General features: G+C 60.5%; 12 protein-coding genes. 8 read left to right on the top strand and 4 right to left on the bottom strand.

Annotated elements, in window-relative coordinates:
• Nucleotides 1–81 precede the first annotated feature (81 nt).
• Nucleotides 82–3,003, top strand: coding sequence for an FAD-binding and (Fe-S)-binding domain-containing protein (locus CAURI_RS06725; RefSeq protein ID WP_010186578.1), 2,922 nt, complete (start codon nt 82–84; stop codon nt 3,001–3,003).
• Nucleotides 3,004–3,015: 12 nt separating this feature from the next.
• Here the strand turns inward: CAURI_RS06725 and CAURI_RS06730 are convergent, their stop codons facing one another.
• Entirely contained in the window at nt 3,016–4,308 is a 1,293-nt protein-coding gene (locus CAURI_RS06730) for a class I SAM-dependent methyltransferase (protein WP_010186576.1), read from the bottom strand.
• Between the two features lie 185 nt (nt 4,309–4,493).
• Between CAURI_RS06730 and CAURI_RS06735 the strand changes: the two genes are divergently transcribed.
• Nucleotides 4,494–5,837 carry an NAD(P)/FAD-dependent oxidoreductase gene (locus tag CAURI_RS06735; RefSeq protein WP_010186574.1) on the top strand — a complete coding sequence of 448 codons (1,344 nt, stop codon included), beginning with the start codon at nt 4,494–4,496 and terminating at the stop codon, nt 5,835–5,837.
• Nucleotides 5,838–5,935: 98 nt separating this feature from the next.
• Nucleotides 5,936–6,772 (top strand): bifunctional hydroxymethylpyrimidine kinase/phosphomethylpyrimidine kinase, encoded by an 837-nt coding sequence (gene thiD / locus CAURI_RS06740; RefSeq protein ID WP_010186572.1) that lies wholly within the window; start codon nt 5,936–5,938, stop codon nt 6,770–6,772.
• Here the strand turns inward: thiD and CAURI_RS06745 are convergent.
• Nucleotides 6,769–7,371, bottom strand: coding sequence for a class I SAM-dependent methyltransferase (locus tag CAURI_RS06745; RefSeq protein WP_010186571.1), 603 nt, complete (start codon nt 7,369–7,371; stop codon nt 6,769–6,771). The genes thiD and CAURI_RS06745 overlap by 4 nt on opposite strands.
• A gap of 83 nt (nt 7,372–7,454) precedes the next feature.
• On the opposite strand from CAURI_RS06745, the gene corA reads away from it, so the two are divergent.
• Entirely contained in the window at nt 7,455–8,528 is a 1,074-nt protein-coding gene (gene corA, locus CAURI_RS06750) for a magnesium/cobalt transporter CorA (protein ID WP_010186568.1), read from the top strand.
• A gap of 3 nt (nt 8,529–8,531) precedes the next feature.
• On the opposite strand, the gene CAURI_RS06755 is transcribed toward corA, so the two are convergent.
• On the bottom strand, nt 8,532–8,978 hold the full coding sequence (locus tag CAURI_RS06755; protein WP_010186566.1) for a PaaI family thioesterase: 447 nt from the start codon (nt 8,976–8,978) through the stop codon (nt 8,532–8,534).
• Between the two features lie 43 nt (nt 8,979–9,021).
• Between CAURI_RS06755 and gndA the strand changes: the two genes are divergently transcribed.
• Nucleotides 9,022–10,479, top strand: a complete 1,458-nt coding sequence (gene gndA / locus CAURI_RS06760; protein ID WP_010186564.1) for an NADP-dependent phosphogluconate dehydrogenase — start codon at nt 9,022–9,024, stop codon at nt 10,477–10,479.
• Between the two features lie 312 nt (nt 10,480–10,791).
• Nucleotides 10,792–11,946, top strand: coding sequence for an HNH endonuclease signature motif containing protein (locus CAURI_RS06765; RefSeq protein ID WP_041729530.1), 1,155 nt, complete (start codon nt 10,792–10,794; stop codon nt 11,944–11,946).
• A 467-nt stretch (nt 11,947–12,413) separates the two neighbouring features.
• Here CAURI_RS06765 and CAURI_RS06770 read toward each other — a convergent pair whose 3' ends face one another.
• The gene (locus tag CAURI_RS06770; protein WP_157753231.1) at nt 12,414–13,223 is read right to left on the bottom strand and encodes a hypothetical protein; all 810 of its coding nucleotides are present in this window, start codon (nt 13,221–13,223) and stop codon (nt 12,414–12,416) included.
• A gap of 115 nt (nt 13,224–13,338) precedes the next feature.
• Between CAURI_RS06770 and CAURI_RS06775 the strand changes: the two genes are divergently transcribed.
• Together CAURI_RS06775 and CAURI_RS06780 are read left to right on the top strand one after the other, a co-directional pair.
• Entirely contained in the window at nt 13,339–14,631 is a 1,293-nt protein-coding gene (locus CAURI_RS06775; protein WP_010186546.1) for a DEAD/DEAH box helicase, read from the top strand.
• A complete protein-coding gene (locus CAURI_RS06780) occupies nt 14,628–15,482 on the top strand; it encodes a hypothetical protein (protein WP_010186544.1) in 855 nt (284 codons plus the stop codon). Before CAURI_RS06775 ends, CAURI_RS06780 begins: the two co-directional genes overlap by 4 nt.
• Nucleotides 15,483–15,518 lie beyond the last annotated feature (36 nt).

The following is a 15,518-nucleotide window of genomic DNA, read 5'->3' on the forward strand; positions in this document are numbered from 1 at the left end:
TATGTGAATTGAGTATCCCATATGATGAACCTCACGTACCCGGTTTGGCCGAGATTTACTGTCAAGCGATAGATTAGAAATATGTCCAAGCTTTTAAGCCCCGATTCCTCTCGTTTCTCCCGCCCAGCCGGCACCACGAGCCAGGCCGACGCAGTCCCCGCACGCTTCAAGAACGGCTCTCCCGCCGACCTTGTGGCAGATATGGAAGCTATCGTCGGTCAAGAAAACGTGCACGGACGTCTCAGCGACCTCGTGCGCTTCTCCTCTGATGCCGGCCCTTACCGCTCCATCCCGAACATCGTGGTCTCCCCGCGCAACGCCGCGGACCTCGCTGCGCTGATGAAGTACTGCGATACTCACGATCGCCACATGACCTTCCGCGCAGCAGGAACGTCGCTGAACGGCCAGGCCATGGGCGATGACATCCTCGTCGATATCAAAACCCACTTCGGCGGCATGGAGGTGCGCGAAGAAGGCCGCAAGCTGTGGTCGCGCCCCGGCGTCATCTTGGGCGATGCCCAGGCGGTACTCTCCCGCCACGGTTTCATGCTGGGGCCGGACCCGGGATCCACGTCCGTGTGCACCATCGGTGGCGTGCTGGCCGATAACTCCGGCGGCATGCGCTGTTCTTTGGAGCGCGATAGCTACCACAGCATCGAAGAACTGATCTTCGTCTTGCCTTCCGGCACCATCGTGGATACATCGCGCGGTGATGAGGCCTTCCGAAAGCAGGAGCCGAAGCTCCACGCCGATCTACTGGCCTTCCGCGACAGGTTGCGCGCCAACACCGAGATAGTGGAGTTCCTGCGCACCAAGTTCTCCATCCGCAACACCAATGGCCTTCGTATCGACGCCTTCCTCGACGAAGACGAGCCCGTGCATATTCTCAAACGCCTCCTCATCGGTTCCGAGGGTATCTTCGGTGCTATCACGGAATCCGTCATCCGCACGGTGAAGCTACCGCGTGTGAAGGCCACGACGTGGGTCGAGCTGCCCAATCTCCGGGATGCCGCAAACTACGTACACCCCATCATGGAGACCGGTGCGGAGGCCTGCGAGCTCCTAGTCGCCCCGGTTATGCGCCGTTCTGCCGAGCACTATGCGCACGCGCCGGAATCGTGGCGCGACCTTGATGATGACGCCGCAGCACTCCTCGTGGAGGTCGGCGGCAGCGACGAGGCGGACTTGGACAAGGCTATGGATCGCCTACGCACCGTGCTTGCCGACGCCCCACTGCTCCGCCCCCTCGAATTCCTCACCACCGCGGAGGGTATGCGCGGCGCGTGGGAACTGCGCAACGGCCTCTACGGCCTGCTGGGCGCGGACCGTCCGAACGGCACGGCGTACATCACCGAGGATGTCTGCTTCCCGCCTTCTCAGGTTGGCGAAGCCGCAGCGGACCTGTTGGACTTGCAGGCCAAGTATGGTTACCCGGAATCGGTTATGGGTCACGCTGCTTTTGGCAACCTGCACTTCTTCTTCACGCCGCGCTTCGACGTCGAGGAGGAGCGCGAGTCCTATGCCGCGTTCTTGGATGACTTGGCGAAGCTGGTCATTGATAAGTACCAGGGCTCGATGAAAGCCGAGCATGGCACCGGCGTGAACATGGCGCCCTTCCTGGAGCACGAGTGGGGTACGGAGGCCTTCGCGCTGTTCTGGGAGGTCAAGAACATGATCGATCCCAAGGGCATCCTGGCACCGAACGTGAAGCTCACGCGCGATCAGACCATCCACTTGCGCAACTTCAAGTCCTTCCCCAAGGTCGAAGCTGAAATCAACCCGTGTGTGGAATGCGGCTTCTGTGAACCTGTCTGCCCCTCCCGCCACGCCACGGTGACCCCGCGTCAGCGCATCGTCTTGCGCCGCGAGATGGCCCGGCAGCAAGAAGGCTCGGCGGTCTTGGAACAACTACAGAAGGAGTACCAGTACGACGCCGTCGACATGTGCGCCGCCGACGGCACCTGTTCTATCCCCTGCCCGATTAGCATCGACACCGGCGCAGTGATGAAGCAGCTGCGCGCGCAGCAGGCCACCCCGGCCCGCGAGAAGGTGGCACTGACGACGGCGCAGCGCTGGGAGCTGGTGGAAAAGCTCGCCCGCGCCGGCATCGTCTCCGCCAACAAGATCCCCCACAAGCCCCTCGAGCTGGGTGCCAACATGGCACGTAACGTGGTAGCTCCCAACTTGCTGCCCACCGTCCCGGGGCCGCTTCCTCAGGCCGCACCGCGTCTGCCGGAAACCCCGCGCGAGGGCGCTGGAGCACTCTACTTCCCGGCCTGCATCAACCGTATTTTTGGCCGCCCAGCCGGAGCGGCTAAGGATTCGGTCGATCTCCCGCGCGCCATCGTGGAACTGGGACGCCGTGCCGGCCAGCCGGTGTGGATCCCCGAAGATGTCGCGGGCGATTGCTGCGGCACACCGTGGTCCTCCAAGGGCTACAAGGAAGGGTTTGAGTACCAGGCTCAAAAGATTGTGCGCGACCTCTGGCACTGGTCGGAGCACGGCCAGCTGCCCATCGTGGTTGACGCTGCCAGCTGCACCCACGGGTTGCTTGATTCCGTTCCGGAGGTGCTCTCCCCTGCCGACCGCAAGCTTTGGGAGGATCTGCGCATCCTCGATGTCGTGGAATGGCTTCGTGATGAGATCGCGCCACACCTGCCGATCGTGAAAAACATGGGCTCCATCGCCGTCCACCCAACCTGCTCGACTAACCACATGGGCATGAGCCAGGCGCTCGTTGACCTGGCAAACCTCTGCGGTGAAGCGAAGGTTCCGGAGGGAGCGATGTGCTGTGGCTCCGCCGGTGACCGCGTCATGCTGCACCCGGAACTCGTCGAATCCGCCACGCGCGAGGAGCGTGCTTCACTCGACGCGGAACACTTCGATGCCTTCGTCTCCGATAACCGCACCTGCGAGATGGGCCTGGAGATGATCTCCGGGCGGACCTATGAATCAATCGCAGTGTTGTTGGAGCGGGCCTCCCGTCCGGTGGTCACACCCTAGTAGGGGTGCCGTTTAACGGCGGCCCCCGCGGTTGCGGTGGGTCGCCACCACGTGCACCGCATCCAGCATCCCTAAGGTGAGCAGCGCCTCGCGGAGGGCAAACTGAAAGGTCCAGAGGCGGCGGAAAACCTGGTCGAAGCCCGCTGCCGCCGCTTCGCGGTGCCGCCCATCGAAGAAGCTGCGCTGGTAGCGAAGCGTTTCCAGGTAGTGGCTTCCGGTGTGGGTCTGAGCGATGATGCGCAGGGTGGAACGCCTATCGAAGAGTCGGTGGGTCTCCTCCAGCGTCGGGTAATCCAACCCGGGCCAGATATAAGCTCGCAGAACCTGAATCGCTGATCGAGCAGCCGGAGTCACCGCCTCGGTAGCAAAGAGCGACCCCAAGGCCACTCGCCCACCACTTACTAGTGAACGGTCCAGCATCTGCACATAGCGCCGGCGCTCGGAAGGCGATAGCGTCTCTAGCTTCTCCACGCTCACTATCGCGTCATAGCGCCCGCGCCACTGCTTCGGATTGGGCAACGCCGTCTCAATCCCCTGCACATGGACAGAATCAGCGGCGCCTTCGAGGAGCAGTTGTTCATCGAACAGCGCCTGCTGCTCTGTGTCGCCCGTAAGGACGTCAACGGTGGCGCGCCGGGCCACGGCTTGAACTGCTACTTGCAGCCCAGTCGCCGGATAAACCAGAAGGTGCGTGCCGGCGCCGGTGCGGGTGGCATCGAGAAGCCACTGTGCTGCGCGACGCTGCGCGTCGCCCAAGTCCTCGCGGTCCGTGTGCGTCGGCTCGGTCACGCTCGTCACATCGACGAAGTGCTCTTTGGGTTCCTTGCTCCCCACCCGCGCGCTATAGCTGCGGACCGCCTCGCGCACGGTGGTGGGAACACCACTAGCGAAAATTCCGCCCGAGTGGCTCAAGGAGTCACCCGCATACAGCTTCACCACATCAAGAGGCAGCTCGCCGGGGCTCGAAGCTTCCACCGCCAGTTCTTTCGCCTTCGGCCGATACCCCACCCCCAACAGCCGCAAGAGAACCTTGACGAGGCGGTCGGAATCGGGCGTCGTCCACTCGCCTGCCATATAAGACTCGGCCAGGCCCAGCCAGCCTGAATCAGCGATGCGGGAGAAGAGGGCGTCGTGCAGCACGGCGACATCTGGGTCTTCGCCTTCCAATTCGATCCCAGCCTTGGAACACGCCTGCGCAAACTCCGCCTCCGCCCGGTCGCTTTTGAAACGCAACAGCCGTGGTGAAGGGACGGTGGCCACGCCCGGCCACGCCGCAGCGTCAATCGAAGCCAAGTGGGAATACACGCTCTAGCCAGCCTTCCTCATCGCACACATGTGTCTCCCTAGACTAAGGCCAATAAGACCGCCACGGGTGAAGGCGCGGCCTAAAAAGCCAGTTAATAACCCATAAAGTATGCATGTACCGCTAGAAAGGTTTAGACTAACTCGGGTAAAATACTCTAGCTTTCTGAGGAAGGTATTCAATCACCATGGCGCAAACTCCCCACCGTCCTAGTAACGGCCGCCACCACGTCGTTGTTATCGGTGCCGGCTTCGGCGGCATCAACGCCGTTAAGAAGCTCAAGGACGCGGATGTTGAGATCACCCTCATCGACAAGAAGAACCACCACCTCTTCCAGCCGATGCTCTACCAGGTAGCCACCGGCGTCATCTCTGCCGGCGAAATCGCCCCGTCCACGCGTCAGATCTTGCGTCACCAGGACAACGTTAGTTTTGTCAACGGTGAGGTCACCGACGTCAATATCAAGGATCAGACCGTCACCGCAGAACTTGACGGTGCGGTTCGCACCTACGGCTACGACTCCCTCATCGTCGCCGCCGGCGCCGGCCAGTCCTACTTCGGCAACGACCACTTTGCCGAGTATGCCCCGGGCATGAAGACGCTTGACGACGCCTTGGAGATCCGCTCCCGCATCATCTCCGCCTTCGAGAAGGCGGAGCTGGAAGAGGATCCGGCCAAGCGTGAGAAACTGCTGACCTTCGTCATCGTCGGCGCTGGCCCGACTGGTGTTGAGCTCACCGGCCAGATCGCTGAACTGGCACAGCGCACCTTCGCTGGCACCTACTCCAACTTTGGTTCCTCCTCCGCCAAGATTTACCTGCTGGATGGTGCCCCGCAGGTCCTTCCTCCGTTTGGCAAGCGCCTCGGCCGCAAGGCACAGCGCACCCTGGAGAAGCTGGGCGTCGACGTGCGCCTCAACGCCATGGTTACCGACGTCACCGCTGACGCCGTCACCTACAAGAACATGAAGACCGAGGAAGAGGTCACCATCGAGGCCGCGACCAAGATCTGGTCCGCAGGTGTCGCCGCTTCCCCGCTGGGCAAGCTTATCGCCGACCAGGCAGGCGTCGAATCCGACCGTGCCGGCCGCGTCTCCGTAAACGAGGACCTCACGGTTGGTGAGTACAAGAACGTCTACATCGTCGGCGACATGATTTCCCTCAACCGCCTTCCGGGTGTGGCCCAGGTGGCCATCCAGGGTGGCAACCACGTGGGCAAGCTCATCGAGGCCAAGATTGATGAGGAGTCCACCGCTAACGAGGCCGAGCCGTTTGAGTACTTCGACAAGGGCTCCATGGCCGTCATTTCCCGCTTCAACGCAGTGGTCAAGCTGGGCAAGACCGAGTTCGCTGGCTTCCCGGCCTGGATCTCCTGGCTCGGCCTGCACATCTTCTACATCGTTGGCTTCCGTAGCCGCACTCTCGTTGCGCTGCACTGGCTGCTCAACGCCTTCTCGCGCGACCGCGGCAACCTGGAGATCACCCAGCAGCAGCGCGTTGCTCGCAACGTGATTGACCGCGACCTCCACTAGGTCTTACGCGTCTTAAAAGGAGAGAGGAATTATCCTCTCTCCTTTTTCTTTGCCCATGTACGGTAGACGGAAGAAAAGCCTAGATTAAGGAGAAAACAGTGAGCCAACCTGCGCTGCCCCGCGTCCTCAGCATCGCCGGCACCGATCCGACGGGCGGCGCTGGTATTCACGCCGACCTCAAGTCCTTTGAGTCCGCTGGGGCCTATGGAATGGCCGTGGTGACCGCCCTGGTTGCGCAGAATACGCAGGGCGTGCGGGCTATCCACACCCCACCGGTGGAGTTTCTGCGTGAGCAGCTGGCAAGCGTCAAGGACGACGTGACTATCGACGCCGTCAAGATCGGCATGCTGGGCTCTGTTGCCATCACCGAAACGGTGAGCGACTTCATCTCTTCCCTCCCCGCGAGCGTGCCGGTGGTCTGTGATCCAGTTATGGTCGCCTCCAGCGGTGACCGCCTGCTCGAGCCGGAGGCGGAGCGCGCCGTACGGGAGCTGGCTCGCCGCGCGACCGTGGTTACACCCAACCTGCCGGAACTCGCTGTCCTCGCGGGCGTAGCAGAGCCGCGCACCTTTGATGATGCTCTTTCTGTCGCAACCACGTGGGCCCACGAGACCGACACGTGGGTGGTAGTCAAGGGCGGGCACCTCGATGGAGCTGAGGCCGATAACGCGACCGTAAGCCCCTCCGGCGAAATCGCACGCGTGCCCTGCCCGCGAATTGATACGAAAAACACGCACGGCACCGGCTGCTCGCTGTCCTCAGCCCTAGCGGCGCGTTTGGGCGCGGGCGCATCCCTCAACGAAGCACTGGTATGGGCCACCGAATGGCTCCACGAGGCGATCGAACATGCGGATGCGCTCCACGTCGGTCACGGCCACGGCCCCGTTGACCACGGCCACCGACTCCGGCGCCTGGCCGCGGAGGCACACAGTTAGCCCAGTAGATCGGCGCCTGGGCGAGTAAGCACGGCCACCATGAAGGTGGAATTCTCCTTAAAGACCTTCATGTCCCAGGATGCAAAGATGAAGTCGACCCGATATCCCACTGAGCGGGCGAGGTCGAGGAAGTCCTCAAAACCCCAGCCGCGACCCTCTCCATAACCAACAACGAAGCGGCCGCCGGGGCGCAGCGCATTAAACACGTTGCGCAAGGCTGCCTCACGCCCCTCGGTAGCGATGAAAGTCATGACGTTGCCCGCAGCCACGGCGATGTCAAAGTTATCCTCCGGGATTTCCTCCTCGGAAAGATCACCTACCTCCCAGCGGGCCTCCGGATAATCGTTCACCGCGTGCTCAATCAAAATCGGGTCGACGTCCACGCCCAAGACCGTATGACCGCGCTTTGCCAACTCACCGCCGAGACGTCCGGAACCGCAGCCGGCGTCGAGAACGCGGGAGTGGCGTTCACTCATGGCGTCGATAAGCCGGGCTTCCCCATCGATATCCTTGCCCTGGGCCCGAAGCGTCTTCCATTTCCGCGCAAAGTTGTGGGAATGGGCGGGATTCGCTGCAGTTACTTCTTTCCAGGTAGGCATGACAACGAGTATAGGCCTTTAGAGGTGTAAGATTTAGCCGCTCTTATAAAACGCCTATACGAAGCGAAGGAGGCTGAGACACGATGCCATCTGTACCGTCACCATTCAAGCCACGCAAGAAAAACACTTCGGACAATAGTTCGCCGAGTTTTTCCGTGCCTGTCGAGCGCGCCATCGAGCACTGCCGAGTGTTCATCGACGGCGAGGCGCTGCCCGGTGAGTTCACCCCGCACAGCGCGCTGCAAGCCGTGGAAGAATACGGCCGTGGCTTCGTGTGGGTAGGCCTGTACGAGCCGCTCGAATCCCAGATGACGAAGGTAGCGGCTGAATTCCGCATCCACGAGCTCATCGTCGAGGACGTCGTCCAGGCGCACCAGCGCCCCAAGCTGGAGCGCTACGATGACCAGCTCTTCGTGGTGGCACGGTCGGTGAACTACCGCGACCACGATGAGGTTGCCGATAAGCGCCAGATCATCTCCACTGGTGAAATTCAGATGATCATCGGCGACACATTCATCATCACGGTCCGCCACTCAGCGAAACTGCCCAACTTGGCCTACGTGATTCAAGATGAACAGGACCTCGTTGAGCAAGGCCCTATTTCGCTCGCGTGGAAGATTCTGGACATGATGGTGGACCGCTACTCGGAGATTTGCCGCCTCATCGCCATCGAGGTCGACGAACTAGAAGAAGAGATCTTCACTCCGAATTCGTTGCCCAACATTGACCGTATCTACATGTTTAAGCGTGAGATTCTGGAGATGAAGCACGCCATCGTGCCGCTTTCGCCTGCTTTGCGCTCGATGGTCGCAGACCACAAGGATCTCATTCCGAAGACGATTCGCTCCTACATCCGAGATGTCAACGACCACCAACTTGTGGTCCAAGACCACGTGGCGGGCTTCGACGAGCGATTGACCTCGCTTATCGACGCCTCCGTGGCCAAAATCAGCATGCAACAGAACTCCGACATGCGCACGATTTCCGCGGTGGTTGGCATGTGGGCGGCGCCAACGCTCGTGGCGGGTATCTACGGCATGAACTTTGACGTCATGCCGGAGCTGCATTTTCCCTGGGGCTACTACGGGGCAATTGGCCTCATGATCTTGGTCGTGGCCGGAATGTGGTGGTGGTTCCGGCGTAACAACTGGTTGTAAGGGCTACTGCACCACCATGGTGCGCAGCGTGGAAGCAGCGAGAAGTACATCGCCCTGGCTGATTTTTACTTCCCACAGCTGCGTGCGGCGGCCCTTGTACAGCGGCGTAGCGACGGCAGTGACGGTGCCTTCGGCTACCGGCTTAAGGAAGTCGGTGTTGTTGTTCACACCGACCACCGGCTTGCCCGCGAGGATGAGGCTGCCGACAGATGCAGTGGACTCCGTAATCGTGCAGAAGAGTCCACCATTCGCCACGCCCCAAGGCTGGTGATGATCTGGAACGACATCAACCTCGGAGCGAATCTCATCAGCCGAGATGTGTGTGAAGCGCAGGCCGATCAGCCCGGCAAGCCCCTGTGGGTGTGAATTGATGAGCTGCAGTTCTTCGTCGTTAAGCGGGCGTGTTTGGGATACCGCTACGAACTTTTCAAAGATTTCAGAGTGTTTCATGCCACACCAGGTTAGTGGATATCGGTGACGTAGGATGGTGGACATGACTCAAACTGCTGAAAAGACAGATCTTGCTCAGATTGGTGTTGTGGGCCTTGCTGTAATGGGCTCCAACCTCGCGCGTAACTTTGCCCGAAACGGAAATACCGTCGCGGTCTACAACCGTAGTTCGGAAAAGACCCGCGCACTCATCAGTGAGCACGGTGATGAAGGGGCTTTCATCCCGTCCGAAACTGTGGAGGACTTCGTCGCCTCACTCGAGCGCCCCCGCAAGGCAATCATCATGGTGCAGGCTGGCGCGGCTACCGACGCTGTTATTGATCAACTCACCGAGGCCATGGATGAGGGCGACATTATCATCGATGGCGGCAACGCCTTGTTCACGGACACCATTCGCCGTGAGAAGGAGGTGGCGGCTAAGGGCCGTCACTTCGTCGGCGCGGGCATTTCCGGTGGTGAGGAAGGCGCGCTCAATGGTCCGTCCATCATGCCTGGCGGTCCAGCTGAGTCTTGGGAGACCTTGGGCCCAATCCTTGAGTCGATCGCCGCAGAAGTGGACGGAACGCCGTGTGTGACCCACATTGGGCCGGATGGCGCGGGGCACTTTGTCAAGATGGTGCACAACGGCATCGAATACGCCGATATGCAGGTTATCGGTGAGGCATACCAGCTGCTTCGTTATGGTGCGGGCATGGAACCGGCAGAAATCGCCGAGGTCTTCCGCGAGTGGAACGCCGGCGACCTGGACTCCTACCTCATTGAAATCACCGCCGAAGTCCTAGCACAGCAGGATTCGGAGACAGGTGCCCCGCTTGTCGACGTCATCGTGGACGCCGCCGGCCAGAAGGGCACCGGCCGTTGGACCGCCATTAACGGCCTCGAACTGGGCGTGCCGATCACTGGCATTGCGGAATCCGTTTTCGCGCGTGCGCTCTCTTCTGCCACTGCTCAGCGTGCAGCTGCCCAGGAGGGCCAGCTGCCTTCCGGAACCATTGCCGAGCTCAGCGTGGATAAGGCCGAGTTCGTCGAAGACGTTCGCCGTGCACTGTATGCCGCGAAGCTCATTGCCTACTCTCAGGGCTTCGATGAGATCAAGGCTGGCTCTGAGGAGTTTGGCTGGAACGTGGATCCACGTGACTTGGCTACCATATGGCGCGGTGGCTGCATCATTCGCGCGAAGTTCCTCGACCGCATCCGTGAGGCCTATGACAACAATGCCGACCTGCCTGCCTTGATTCTGGACCCGTATTTCAAGGGCGAGCTGGAGAACCTCATTGACCCGTGGCGCCGCGTCGTCGTTGCTGCAACGCAGCTGGGCCTGCCGGTTCCGGTGTTTTCCTCTTCCCTGTCCTACTACGACAGCTTGCGCGCCGAGCGCCTCCCAGCTGCTCTAATCCAGGGCCAGCGCGATTTCTTTGGCGCCCACACCTTCAAGCGTGTGGACCGGGACGGCACATTCCACATCGAATGGTCAGGTGACCGCTCCCTAACCGAGATGTAGCCGCCAAGCCCCTCCTCTGAGGGGCTTTTCTCATACCTGTTCCGCCGAACGTATTCCCACTTCATCGGCTGCGCCCACCCCTCACCATGCCTGCGGAACGCTCCAAGCCGCCACACGCCGCCGTTCCGGCCCATGGTTCACATCCCCCGCAAGCAGCCACCGTTCGCCCAGCCACCCCTTTCCCTCCCCTTTGTTAGCGTTAGCCCCACCTGTGAACCATATTCTCCCCGTTACCCGTGGCGCACCCCTTCTAAGCAGGTATTTTCCTCCTCCGGTTGCGGGGTACATAGACCTGTTTTAGTCTCTGTGCCCATGGGGGATATCGAAACCTACATCCACCTACGCAACTCGGGGATTGCACTGGTGGAACATATACCTGGCACACCCGATGAGCTCCGCGCGCTCGGAGCAGATACCACCGATGCTGCCGAGCTTTCACACCTACATCAGGTGTATTTCGGCCCCACCCGCTATACGGGTAAACAACGCAAAGCCCGCCACGCAGCCCTTCAACAACGCCACAGCCTCGGCACCCTCACACTCATCGAAACCTACACATCCAAGGTGAAAAAGACCCTGGATGCCTGGAACCTCCGAGCAAAACTCGCCGCCACCCCCGCACACCGCATCCGCCAGGTCGCCACCGCACGACTGAAAGAACTCAAGCGTAAAAGAACCGCCAAACCAGGCGTACGCATCACCTACCGCGAACAAGGCCCCAACACCCTCTCCATAACCGATGACGCCACCACGATTGCCAACATGCGCGGCGTCTTAGAATCCACCAACAACACCGACCTCCTAAAGGCCGCCAACGACATCTTCTTCAACAAAGCCTCCGGTACGAAGCCTGCGGTGCGCACCCAAGTCATCGTCACCCTCAACGAGCTAGACCAGATTATTAACGGCGACGGGGATGACATCGAACTCAACCTCACCAACGGCGCGCGCATGACAGGCGCAGAATTCTTAACCCACAAGTTCGCCGAAATAGGCTACGCCACCCTCGTCCACCCCCTCGACGGGCCCATCAACACCTGGCGACTATCACGTGGAGCAAACCTCAACCAACGCCTTAGCCTGCACGCCGAATCCCACACCTGCTCACGTCCTGGGTGTAATAAACCAGCTGATTACTGCCAAGTCCATCACCTTATCCCCTGGCAGGCAGGTGGCTACACCAACATCAACAACCTGACTTTCCTGTGTGCCTACCACAACGGCATTAATGATGATGACCCGCAAAGGCCTACCGGGCGTGGCTACATGTACCGACTTAATACAGGGGTGGACTTCATCCCGCCCTGGGGTGCACCGATTACCGCGATGCCGGAATACCAAGAAGCACTAGCCAGACTCAACGCTGAGCGGGAAACAGCCACAAAGACACAGGCCCCAGCCCAAGGATCTGTAACAACACCGGGCACAGCACCACAACCACCAGACCCACCACCCGACACCAGCTAACACCCACAACCACCACACACAGCAACGACAGAAAGGCCAACGCCGACCACCTACACCGACCCTGATGGAAGAAGCCGCCAACCACAGCAACGTTGACGGGGGACCGGGCACACCGGCGATCCTTCAAGACAGCAGCACCCACGAACCACAACAAAGTACGCGGAAAACCGACGATCCCGGACCACGGGTAATGTGCCACAAATTGCAGCGGGGGAACCGGGCGCTTAAGCCCTTAAAGAACGAGACCCGCCAACCAAAAGATTAACGGGATACCTGTGTTGCGTGACAGCAAGTTGACCGTGCGATGAGCCACCGCAGCGACACACTTTCAGGCCAGTTTTCGAAAGGCATCGACCTAGAGCAGGCTCAGCCGAGTGCTTTACCACCCGCAATCCCGGATACCCACACAACCTGCGGATAACAAATGCGCACTCGCGGGCTGTGTAGCTTGCGGATGGAAGGGAAAGCTAGGCATCCACCGGCGGGCCTCCTGGAGTCAGCTCAAGGATGCCCGCACCCACAAGATAGGTTGCGAGATCATTCAAGTCAGCTTCATCCCCATTGTCGTCATAACCATCCATGACGTACTCGATGACCGCGTTACCGTCCTCGAGCACTTCCGCAATCACGTACTCCTCTGCCTCACCAAAGTCGGCAATCTGCGAGCCCCGGGCCGAAGTGAAGTCCTCGATGGAATCGCTCAGCCCAACGCTTTCCGTATCGCGAATCGCGTCCGTGTTCTCTGTGTACTGAGCCACGAACTCCCTGTCCGGGCCGTAGATACAAGAGATCGTCGGAACCCACTGCACATCCAGGCTCAGAAAGTCCGATTGCCCGAAGAAAGACGTGTCCTCATAGCACTCGTCCGAAAGCCCAATAAGCGGTTCGGGCACCGGGGCAGACACCTCGGAGGCGCGGATCCTGTCGACATCATCAGCGTCGTACGTGCTGTTCCAATACGCGTCATCGGAAGCCGCGACATCTCGTGGTGCCTCGTCGAAATCGGCCGCGACATCCTTGAAGAAGGAAACTGCAGCAAAGATTGCGACGGCTGCGATAATAGCGAGTACAAGGACTACTGCCAGTACAATCCACAGCACCTTCTTCGAGCTCGACTTCTTTTCCGGCGGCTGCGGCATTGCCGGTCCGCTGGCGTTAGGCCTTTGATTCTGATTGTTAAATCCAGGTGTTGCTTGGTTGTGTGCTGGTTGGCCTTGCTGTGGGTTCTGGCCAAATCCACCGGGCGGTTGTTGTGGGTTAGCGAAAGGGTTCGTCATGCCCATCAATCTAACAGAGAACCACGTCACAATATCGTGAAAAATGCAGGATGGGAGGCCCGTTCCCCGTCCTAGCTTTTCGGTCTGACGGCGCAGCGCATTAGACTGCCATCCGATGAGTACTTTCGCCGATCTCGGCCTCCCCCGCGATGTTGTCCGTGTTCTAGATAAGCAGGGCATCACGACCCCTTTCCCTATCCAAGAAGCTGCGATTCCCGACGCCCTCTCCGGCAAGGACGTCCTTGGCCGCGGCCCCACCGGTTCAGGGAAAACCTTTACGTTCGGGCTTCCTATGCTGTCCCGGCTGGCAGCATCCGGTGTTTCCCGCCCAGCGCACCCGCGTGGGCTTGTTCTGGCACCAACACGTGAGTTGGCAACCCAGATCCAGCAGCGCCTGGAAGAACCGGCAGCTGCCCTCGGCCTGCGTGTGCTTGCGGTAGTCGGAGGCGTCAACATCAACAACCACATTCGCTCACTCGCGCGCCCGGTCGACCTGCTCGTTGCCACACCGGGGCGCGCACAGGATCTTATCGACCAAGGCAAGCTCTTCTTCGACCACGTCGCCATCGCTGCCCTCGACGAGGCCGACCAGATGGCGGATATGGGATTCCTTCCCCAGGTGCGCAAACTACTTAAGCTCACCCCTGAAGAAGGCCAGCGTTTGCTCTTCTCCGCCACTCTCGACGGCGAGGTGAACAAGCTGGTCGAGCAGTTCATGCACGAGCCCGTAACTCACTCCACCGCACCCGTTGAGGCCGCCGTGGACACGATGGAACACCACCTGATTTTCATCGGCACCCGTGAGGCTCGCAACGACGTCGTCCTGCGCCTGGGTGCACGCAAAGGCAAGACCATCATGTTCATGCGTACTAAGCACGGCGTCGACAGGCAGGCCAAAAAGCTCCGCAGAGTCGGAATCAATGCGCTGCCCCTCCACGGCGATAAGGGCCAAGGCTCGCGGACGAAGGCTATAGAAGGCTTCGCCGACGGCAGCGTTCCGGTGCTCGTCGCCACCGATATCGCCGCGCGTGGAATCGACATCGCGGACGTGTCCCTCGTCGTCCACGTTGACCCGCCCGCGGAACACAAGGCCTACCTGCACCGTTCCGGCCGCACGGCCCGCGGCGGAGAGTCAGGCACCGTGGTCACGCTCGTCACTGATGAACAGCGCGACGAAGTGGCCAAACTCATCGCGAAAGCCGGGGTCAAACACACTGACCTCGACATCAGCGACCGCGCCAACCCCGCCAGCAGTCCAGAGCTTGCCCAGATGACCGGTGCACGCAAGCCAAAGGGCGAACCGCTCGGCCCACCACACCAGCAACAGCCTTCGCGTCAGCGAGCTGGCAGCCAAGGCCAGCGCCGCCGTAACCCACGCCGCCGACGGGGCAACGCAGGTCAACAATGATTCTTCAGACCACCGACTGGCGAGCTCAGATGCGCAAGCATGAGGAGTCAGCAGATGAGTTCCTTAGGCGCTATCGGCACCCAGGTTCCTACCACCCTGTCTATGACTTTCTCTTCGAGTACTACCCTGTTCGCCCTTCGCATCTCCGGCGCTGGCACCCAGGGGTAGGCATCACCCTGGCAGGGGATGCTCCACACAGCGACTGGCGCTACTACCGCCGCACTGCTGAGGGAGTCACACTGGACACCGAGGCCTTCTTCGAGCGCCGCGGCGGTACCGTGCGCTACATCCTGGACTTACTGGAAAAGACCACGCGCAACCCCACCCAGTTTGATTGTTTTGGGCTGCATGAATGGGCAATGGTTTACCACACCGATACTCCTCGCCACGGCCTGCCGTTGCGGTTAGGGGCGGAGGGGACGAATGAGGTCGTCGACAAGCACCGCATCAAGTGCACGCACTACGATGCCTTCCGTTTCTTCACCGAGCCCGCGCGTCCTCTCAACCTCACGGTGCTGACTCGCGAGGGGCAACCCGAGAACGACCAGGCTGGCTGCGTCCATGTGAGCATGGATCTCTATAAATGGGCGTGGAAATTGGGACCATTGGTGCCGGGTGACTTGTTCCTCGATACCTTCCGTCTGGCCGTCGCCGCACGCACGCTCGATATGGAGGCCTCTCCCTATGATTGTCGCGAATGGGGCTTTGGTGTCGTGCCCATCGAAACGCCTGAGGGAAAGTCGGAGTATGTGCGGCGCCAACGCGCGCTTGCCGACGCCTCCGAGCCCCTCCGCGCGCGGCTTGTCTCCCAAATTCGGTATGCGCTAGCCGCTACAATGAGAAACCATTGATGTGACCCGTCGGGGACGCATTGCGCGGCCCCGAGA

Source organism: Corynebacterium aurimucosum ATCC 700975 (genome assembly GCF_000022905.1).
Taxonomy (GTDB): domain Bacteria; phylum Actinomycetota; class Actinomycetes; order Mycobacteriales; family Mycobacteriaceae; genus Corynebacterium; species Corynebacterium aurimucosum_F.

Coding starts and splice junctions, on each gene's coding strand:
- CAURI_RS06725 (WP_010186578.1), top strand. CDS start 82: ATGTCCAAGCTTTTAAGCCCCGATTCCTCTCGTTTCTCCCGCCCAGCC.
- CAURI_RS06735 (WP_010186574.1), top strand. CDS start 4,494: ATGGCGCAAACTCCCCACCGTCCTAGTAACGGCCGCCACCACGTCGTT.
- CAURI_RS06745 (WP_010186571.1), bottom strand. CDS start 7,371: ATGCCTACCTGGAAAGAAGTAACTGCAGCGAATCCCGCCCATTCCCAC.
- corA (WP_010186568.1), top strand. CDS start 7,455: ATGCCATCTGTACCGTCACCATTCAAGCCACGCAAGAAAAACACTTCG.
- CAURI_RS06755 (WP_010186566.1), bottom strand. CDS start 8,978: ATGAAACACTCTGAAATCTTTGAAAAGTTCGTAGCGGTATCCCAAACA.
- gndA (WP_010186564.1), top strand. CDS start 9,022: ATGACTCAAACTGCTGAAAAGACAGATCTTGCTCAGATTGGTGTTGTG.
- CAURI_RS06765 (WP_041729530.1), top strand. CDS start 10,792: ATGGGGGATATCGAAACCTACATCCACCTACGCAACTCGGGGATTGCA.
- CAURI_RS06770 (WP_157753231.1), bottom strand. CDS start 13,223: ATGACGAACCCTTTCGCTAACCCACAACAACCGCCCGGTGGATTTGGC.
- CAURI_RS06775 (WP_010186546.1), top strand. CDS start 13,339: ATGAGTACTTTCGCCGATCTCGGCCTCCCCCGCGATGTTGTCCGTGTT.
- CAURI_RS06780 (WP_010186544.1), top strand. CDS start 14,628: ATGATTCTTCAGACCACCGACTGGCGAGCTCAGATGCGCAAGCATGAG.